Here is a 6,000-nt window from a genome sequence, read left to right as displayed (position 1 = left end):
ACATAAGAATAAGTTATATTGACTTTTACATTTTGTTCAGTATTTATTTTTTTATTTATCGTTTTTAAGGGAGTTACTGGCATACTTCATACGATTATTATTTCTCTACCGGAAGTGATTATTTTGGAAAATTTTCAAAAATATTGATAATAAAGTGCTTTACATCGATTAACCGAGGCGGTTCATTTATGCGGTGTTCTGTTCCGGTTATGATAAGAGGAATCATCGAATCATACTTGTGCAAAGAACCGTGGCTTCCGCCATCTAAATGAACAGGATAAAACTGGCTTTTAAATTCATATCTTGGGCGGGCAGTCACAGCAATTAAAGGAATGTCTTGAGAATACAACGCTCCGTATAACCTGGAAAGCACGTCCGGATAATCCCCGTAATGTAAAATTCCGTCATCTAACTTTACATCCAATGTAGCCCATTCTCCGGTAATGTTCCATGTTGTCCCATAGATATCTACATTTAATCCACCCGGCTCAAAATAAACCGCTCTACCCGATCCCCCTTCTCTTACCGAAACGCCTCTTCCCTCCTTCCAGGCGATGAGATCAATTCGCGACTCTGACAGCAGGTGTCGCAAAATTTGCTGTTGCTTATCCTGTTTCAACGGATATATATAAGCCATTCGTTCATTATTACAGACTACAAGGTCATGATCGCTTACATTCTCTCCCAGTTGAAGGATATGAAATGATTCCAGCAGCTTATCCAGGTCGATATTGAACTCTTTTTCTTTTCCAATATGTGTCTGTCCATGATCACTGGTCACAATAAACACGCATTGATTCAATGCATCATCCCAGGAATTGAACACGTTTAAAATTTCCTGTATGCGATGGTCCACTCGGATCAAAGATTCCTCCGCATGAATAGGACTCTTTCTATGTATTTCATGGTCGTTATCCGGAAGATATACCAGCATAAAATCCGGTTGATGATTGGACTTAATAAGCTGTTTTGCTACATGTACGGCATATTTGTCGTTAATTCCGTACCGGCGTCTACATCCTTGTATATTTGAAGGAATTCTCTGCTTTACATTCGTTTGAACCATAGCCCCCAGTGTCAATACATCCGGGCCAGAGATATCGCCACGAAAGCGAAACCCGGTTGCCAGGTTCATGAAAAAAGGAAGTCGAACGCGATGCTTTTTGCTTCCTCGATGAATAATCGTATTGATGGAGGCGGATGTTTTCCCTCTATTTTCTAATTCTTCAAACAGCGTCGTAACCTTCTTACTTAGATGTTTTTCATTAAGATTATAAAGAACGTTCTGCGCACAAGCAGAAAGCCCCAGCTTTCTGACACACTTCCATCCGTTAAGATAATTTATGACTGCTTTTTCCTCAGGATGATACCAGACAAGTCCGGGAACCCGATGAACGTTAGGATAAACACCTGTTAATAATGAACTATCAACGGAAGCCGTCATGGTTGGGAAAACGGTAACACAATTAGACCAATATCTTCCCCGGTCCTTTAAAAACTGAAGCGCTGGAACCGTTTTTTGTCGCATACAATCTTCCAGTATGTTTGGCATTAACGAATCAATAAGAAGTAAAATTACCTTTTTCATCTCATCTTATCCTTCACTTTATTTAACAAGACTTATTCATGAAAGGCACATACAGAACATTGAGCGCTCGCCTTTGGACGTTAATGGTAGCAGAAGTGGGTTGGTAACATTCTCCGTCCGTATGAATCGGTAACGTTTTTTTGGATTGAACAGATATTTTCCTCCCGCGCATCATGATGACTCCCGGTTCGGATGTATGCTTTCCTTTGAAGACTTTTACCAGGCTTCGCAAAAAATGAAACCGGTTGATATTGCTTACGATACACAAATCAAGCAGTCCGTCATCATACATCGCATCAGGGCAAATGCTCATACCCCCTCCATAAAATGGAATGTTCGATACGGCGATTAACCATACGTTGTTATAAAAATAGTGTTTCCCATCAATGGTAAGAGTAAGTGCAATTGGACGAAACGTGCAAAGCAACCTGAGCGCAATAATTACATAGGCAAGCCTGCCTAACTTCATACGGTTTAGCCAACATTTAATCTTTGACTCATTCGTCATTCTTGCTACCGCACCATCAAATCCAATGCCGGCTCCATTAACAAAGAAACCATCGTTAATTTGAGCAACATCTATCTTATACGGTTTAGAGGAAAGAAGCATATCTAAAGCTTTTGTACTATTTGTTGAAATACGAAAAGCCCGTGCGAAGTCATTGCCTGAACCAGCCGGAATACAACCCAGAGGAATATGGGTTCCAATTAGCCCCTGAGCCACCTCATGTAATGTGCCATCTCCTCCCACAACAATAACCGCTTCTACTTTTGATACTTTTAGTATTTCTTTTGCAAGAAACGTTGCATGCTTGGGGCCTTTTGTGAAGTGAACCGTATAGACAATTTGCCTTTCCTCCAAAACGGATTCTAATTGTGACCATATTTTTTTCCCTCGCCCATTTCCTGAAACGGGATTCACAATAAAAATAACCATGTTTTCTCCTTTTAGCATTCCACTTTATTTGTTCTATTTTTCGATAAAAACTCAACTTCTAAACCCAACACTTATTTCTTACCATTTTTTCTTCATGTAATACAGGAAGCATGTGTTTAAGGCGGCGAAGTGAGAAGGCGCTGCTAACGTCCGCTCTAGCTAAAAAAGCTGTTGAGATTTTCTCAACAGCCTTCTTCTATCTCAAAAGAATAGGGTGTTTCCTAGCGTAGATTTACAACTTCCTTACGTTATGGTATGAAAATGTTTCTGTTTTTGTCGCTCTCTTTATAAGACATTGCAAATTCCGCTTTACCACGTTGAGAATCAACTTTTCCACTTCCATATGCCCTTCTCCACCATGCAGGTGATTATCATAATGAGCATGGGCAACACGTGCAATTTCATCCATATCAGGGAGATGATAACCGTATAGACCCCTGGCTCGGGCATACATTTGAAACCATAGTCCAACTGCCCGCTCAGCCAACCATAACATGCCCAAATGCAAACGAGGATTTTTTCCTTCCAATCTATAACGTCCGAAATCCGCTTGCTTTAGCCCCATTCGCCTTACCGTGTCATAGCGTACATCCCAAATGAGATATAAAATCCAGGCCGTAATGGATTGCACTTCAACTTCAGCCCCTTCCTGCTCCAGAAAGCGCTGTAACTGATAATTCCCGTCCAACAACAGTAGTACAACAAAACAGCACTTTATTGTAATTTCTCATTTACAACAGAACTTTATTATTCAGAACAATACTTTATTGTAAATCATCAGTGCGGAGGGGAATCGTAAATCTATTATTCCACCGTCAAACTCTTCGCCAAATTGCGAGGTCTATCCACATCATGGCCGCGTACCTTGCCGGAATAGTACGCCAGAAGTTGCAGCGGAATCGCCGCCAGAATCGGCATCAGCAGCGGATGCGTATCCGGGATATACATCACCTCGTCCGCCTCCTCCGCCAGCAAATCGTCACCGACGCGGGTGATGCCGACGACGAACGCGTCACGCGCTTTTACTTCCTTAATATTGCTGACTGTCTTATCGAACACATGACCCTGAGTCGCCAGCGCAATCACCGGCACACCGGGTGTAATCAGCGCCATCGTGCCATGTTTCATCTCGCCTGCAGCGTACGCGTCCGCATGAATGTACGCTACTTCCTGCATCTTCAGCGCACCCTCAAGCGCCAGCACATAATCAAGGCCGCGCCCAATTAAAAATAGATGCTCCTGATCGTCAATAAGCTGCGCAAACTGGTCAATCGCATCCTGTGTCATGATGAGCGTAGAATCTACGTCACGCGGCAGACGAGCTAGCGCGTCCAGCAGTTCTTGCCTTTTTTCTACGTCCCCAAGCTCCAGCTTTTGCGCCATCCAGACGGACAATAGCAGCATGGCCGCAATCTGCGACGTATACGCTTTGGTGGACGCGACCGCAAGCTCCGGTCCGGCCTTCGTCAGCAGAGTGCTGTCGGCTTTCCGCGAAATCGTGCTTCCCGCCGTATTTGTAATCGCAAGTGTCGGGCAGCCCCATTTCTTCGCTTCACGCAGTGCCGACAGCGTATCCGCCGTCTCGCCGGACTGGCTTAAGAGAATCACCAGCGTCCGGTCATCAAGCGCGGCGTGTTCATGAATAAACTCCGATGAATACGTGACTTCCACCGGCAGACCCAACAGCTGTTCAAAAGCTTTCTTGCCTATAATGCCCGCATGGTTGGACGTACCGCTGGCGACGATATCGATTTTGCGCAAATTCTTCAGCGCCTCTGTCGTCCATACAGCTTCAAGCTCCGGCAGTTGTACACCTTCAGGCTTCAGTCGGCCTGCCAGCGTATCCTCCAGCGCTTTCGGCTGATCGCAAATTTCTTTTAGCATATAGTGTTCATATTCGTGCAGAAGCACGTCATATACCGTCTCATCCGCAAGCGAATATCCGGGCTCTACCACCGTGCCGTCCATATGTTTGATAGTAATTTTACCAGGAGTAAGCGTTGCGATTTCGCCATTTTTAATCGGGTAGATCTGGCGCGTGTACGGCAGAAGCGCCGGGATATCGGACGCGAGAAACGCTTCCCTGCGCCCCAGTCCCAGGACAAGCGGATTGTCCTGCGACACAGCGACAATCATATCCGGTTGCGCCTCCGACATAATCGCAAGTGCAAACGAGCCTTTAAGCATCGGCAGTATGTGCTGTACGGTCGCCTCCAAATCTCCCGTATCGTATTCCTCAAGCAGATGCGGAATGACTTCCGTGTCTGTCTCCGTTTTGAATGTATGTCCCTGTTTTACGAGCGTTCGCCGCAACTGCGGATAATTCTCGATGATTCCGTTATGTACAACTACGAAGCGATGATCACAGCCCGTTAAAGGATGGGAGTTCGTCGCCGACGGCGTACCGTGGGTGGCCCAGCGCGTATGACCGATTCCAAGCGTACCCTGTTTTACCGGCTCGCGCAGCAGAAGCGTCCGTAAATCTTTAATCCGGCCGACCGCCTTTCTGATTTCGATGTTGTGCGAATCGGACACCGCGATGCCCGCTGAGTCATAGCCCCGGTAGTCAAGCGTGTCCAGGCAATCGAGCAGAATCGGCACCGCACTGCGATTTCCTAAAAAACCTACAATGCCACTCATCCAAGTCCATCCTTTCTTTCTTCCCCCCGCTTCTCTATTATAACGAATCGGAGCAGGGGAATCCACAAATCAACACCTGCCGCGTCAGATTTCCTTACATAAAAAAGCGAGAAACGGTGCAGGTGCTGAATGCGAGCGGAATAACGCGATCGTGGGAACCCAGCGTATTTTTCAATATTTTATCGCTGCTCGGTCTGATTTTTCAAATGCGGGGGCCAAGCACACGAAAAAACCGCACCTGCAAATACAGAGGCACGGTTCCATATGTCAGCTATTCATTATACCTTTGCGTTTTTCTTTACCAGATAGAGGAGCAGTGCCGGAACAGCCCCCAACAACGTGCATACAGTCAAAAAAATCATTCCGCTCATGACAATAACATTATAATCCATACCGCAGCACTCTCCTTTGATTTGAAATAAAAAACTAGTAAGGAAGCCTCCGCACCACTATTAGATAGAATTCGATGGTATGTAACTTTATTGTAGGGTTGCTACGTTAATACCCTGTTACAAAATTATGATCAATCTATGATCGTCAGCTTTTTATTTTGTTACAAAACCCCGGTAGTGCCGGGGATTGTCACTATTCGCTACCGCGCGGCTGCTGGCTCTGCGAATCTCCCCCCGGCTGCAGCTTGTCCAGACGCACTGCCTGGGTATCTGTAGCGCTTGCAAATTCACTGTCCTGTTTGCCCGGGGTTGCCTGGTTGGTTTGCTGGCGCCTATGGTCCAGATTTATGTTGTATTTTACACGTTTTGACATAAAAGCCACCTCCATCTATCTATAGCTTGTCCTGTTAACAGATCGTTATTCTTAATAAAAAAATTAAATT

5 protein-coding genes are annotated in these 6,000 nt (G+C 45.2%); all 5 read right to left on the bottom strand.

Annotated elements, in window-relative coordinates; genetic code table 11:
* Positions 1–118: 118 nt before the first annotated feature.
* A complete protein-coding gene (locus ADA01nite_RS05825; protein WP_146809020.1) occupies positions 119–1,588 on the bottom strand; it encodes an alkaline phosphatase family protein in 1,470 nt (489 codons plus the stop codon).
* 22 nt (positions 1,589–1,610) lie between these two features.
* Positions 1,611–2,525 (bottom strand): diacylglycerol/lipid kinase family protein, encoded by a 915-nt coding sequence (locus tag ADA01nite_RS05820; protein WP_170230158.1) that lies wholly within the window; start codon positions 2,523–2,525, stop codon positions 1,611–1,613.
* A gap of 232 nt (positions 2,526–2,757) precedes the next feature.
* Positions 2,758–3,156: a hypothetical protein gene (locus tag ADA01nite_RS05815; RefSeq protein ID WP_307724480.1), complete on the bottom strand. Its 399-nt coding sequence runs from the start codon at positions 3,154–3,156 to the stop codon at positions 2,758–2,760.
* Between the two features lie 173 nt (positions 3,157–3,329).
* On the bottom strand, positions 3,330–5,165 hold the full coding sequence (gene glmS, locus ADA01nite_RS05810) for a glutamine--fructose-6-phosphate transaminase (isomerizing) (protein ID WP_146809018.1): 1,836 nt from the start codon (positions 5,163–5,165) through the stop codon (positions 3,330–3,332).
* A 585-nt stretch (positions 5,166–5,750) separates the two neighbouring features.
* Entirely contained in the window at positions 5,751–5,930 is a 180-nt protein-coding gene (locus tag ADA01nite_RS05805) for a hypothetical protein (protein ID WP_146809017.1), read from the bottom strand.
* Positions 5,931–6,000: the final 70 nt, after the last annotated feature.

It is taken from the genome of Aneurinibacillus danicus (assembly GCF_007991215.1).
Taxonomy (GTDB): Bacteria; Bacillota; Bacilli; order Aneurinibacillales; family Aneurinibacillaceae; genus Aneurinibacillus; species Aneurinibacillus danicus.
Note: the sequence above shows the minus strand (reverse complement) of the source record. Positions and strands in the feature narration are given on the sequence as shown.

Bases quoted from the DNA above. Each gene is read 5' to 3' on its own strand.
- ADA01nite_RS05825 (WP_146809020.1), bottom strand. From the start codon at position 1,588: ATGAAAAAGGTAATTTTACTTCTTATTGATTCGTTAATGCCAAACATA.
- ADA01nite_RS05820 (WP_170230158.1), bottom strand. From the start codon at position 2,525: ATGGTTATTTTTATTGTGAATCCCGTTTCAGGAAATGGGCGAGGGAAA.
- glmS (WP_146809018.1), bottom strand. From the start codon at position 5,165: ATGAGTGGCATTGTAGGTTTTTTAGGAAATCGCAGTGCGGTGCCGATT.
- ADA01nite_RS05805 (WP_146809017.1), bottom strand. From the start codon at position 5,930: ATGTCAAAACGTGTAAAATACAACATAAATCTGGACCATAGGCGCCAG.